Source organism: Prolixibacter denitrificans, from assembly GCF_003014495.1.
Lineage (GTDB): Bacteria > Bacteroidota > Bacteroidia > Bacteroidales > Prolixibacteraceae > Prolixibacter > Prolixibacter denitrificans.
Map to the genome: position 1 here is coordinate 1 of NZ_PYGC01000026.1, position 1,813 is coordinate 1,813.

The following is a 1,813-nucleotide window of genomic DNA, read 5'->3' on the forward strand; positions in this document are numbered from 1 at the left end:
AAAAAACGGGCGTTGATTTCCGGGTACTGAAGCTTTGAGAAAAAGGCGAAAAAAGATTTGGAGATAACGCGAAAAGATTTCTATCTTTGCAACGCTTTTTTCGGCCCGTCCGACGGCAACTGAAGGGTTGGGCAGTAAGGAGCGAAGATTTAAGAAGAATACAAGTTCATTGAAAATATTGAAAAGGAAAGAAGATAAGCACCAGAAGTTCAATTTTCTTTTAGAGGAAAAAACTGATCGTGCCAGGCAAATAGACATTTAAACTTTTTGATTACAACGAAGAGTTTGATCCTGGCTCAGGATGAACGCTAGCGGGAGGCTTAACACATGCAAGTCGAACGGTAACAGGTCCTTCGGGACGCTGACGAGTGGCGCACGGGTGAGTAACGCGTATGCAACCTGCCCTGTACAGGGGGATAGCCCGGAGAAATCCGGATTAATACCCCATGGTTTCTGTGATTCGCATGTTTTACAGAATAAAGTTTCGGCGGTACAGGATGGGCATGCGTGGCATTAGCTTGTTGGTAGGGTAACGGCTTACCAAGGCGACGATGCCTAGGGGTTCTGAGAGGATGATCCCCCACACTGGGACTGAGACACGGCCCAGACTCCTACGGGAGGCAGCAGTGAGGAATATTGGTCAATGGGCGAGAGCCTGAACCAGCCATCCCGCGTGCAGGATGACGGCCCTACGGGTTGTAAACTGCTTTTCTGCAAGAAGAATGGTCACTACGTGTAGTGATTTGACGGTATTGCAGGAATAAGCATCGGCTAACTCCGTGCCAGCAGCCGCGGTAATACGGAGGATGCAAGCGTTATCCGGATTCATTGGGTTTAAAGGGTGCGTAGGCGGCTATATAAGTCAGTGGTGAAATGCTGCAGCTCAACTGTAGAACTGCCATTGAAACTGTATAGCTTGAGTGCGCCTGAGGTAGGCGGAATGAGTAGTGTAGCGGTGAAATGCTTAGATATTACTCAGAACACCGATTGCGAAGGCAGCTTACTAAAGCGTAACTGACGCTGATGCACGAAAGCGTGGGGAGCGAACAGGATTAGATACCCTGGTAGTCCACGCCGTAAACGATGATAACTCGCTGTTGGCGATACACAGTCAGCGGCTTAGCGAAAGCATTAAGTTATCCACCTGGGGAGTACGATCGCAAGGTTGAAACTCAAAGGAATTGACGGGGGCCCGCACAAGCGGAGGAACATGTGGTTTAATTCGATGATACGCGAGGAACCTTACCTGGGCTTAAATGTAGAATGACCGTTGCCGAAAGGTGACTTCCCTTCGGGGCGTTTTACAAGGTGCTGCATGGTTGTCGTCAGCTCGTGCCGTGAGGTGTCGGGTTAAGTCCCATAACGAGCGCAACCCTTATCGTCAGTTGCTAGCAGGTCAAGCTGAGGACTCTGGCGAGACTGCCACCGTAAGGTGAGAGGAAGGTGGGGATGACGTCAAATCAGCACGGCCCTTATGTCCAGGGCTACACACGTGTTACAATGGTCGGTACAAAGGGCAGCTACCTGGTAACAGGATGCTAATCCCAAAAGCCGGTCTCAGTTCGGATTGGAGTCTGCAACCCGACTCCATGAAGCTGGATTCGCTAGTAATCGCGCATCAGCCATGGCGCGGTGAATACGTTCCCGGGCCTTGTACACACCGCCCGTCAAACCATGGAAGTTGGGGGTACCTGAAGTCTGCAACCGCAAGGAGCGGCCTAGGGTAAAACCAATGACTGGGGTTAAGTCGTAACAAGGTAGCCGTACCGGAAGGTGTGGCTGGAACACCTCCTTTCTGGAGCCGACACGATAG

The 1,813-nt window shown here is 50.9% G+C and carries 1 protein-coding gene and 1 rRNA gene; one reads left to right on the forward strand and one right to left on the reverse strand.

Going from position 1 to position 1,813, the window contains the following annotated elements; all coding sequences use genetic code 11:
- A partial coding sequence (locus CLV93_RS20410) for a hypothetical protein (RefSeq protein ID WP_211297930.1) occupies positions 1-258 on the reverse strand: 258 nt, incomplete at its 3' end.
- Positions 259-273: 15 nt separating this feature from the next.
- Here CLV93_RS20410 and CLV93_RS19965 point away from each other — a divergent pair.
- A 16S ribosomal RNA gene (locus CLV93_RS19965) occupies positions 274-1,795 on the forward strand.
- The last annotated feature ends 18 nt before the right edge of the window (positions 1,796-1,813 follow it).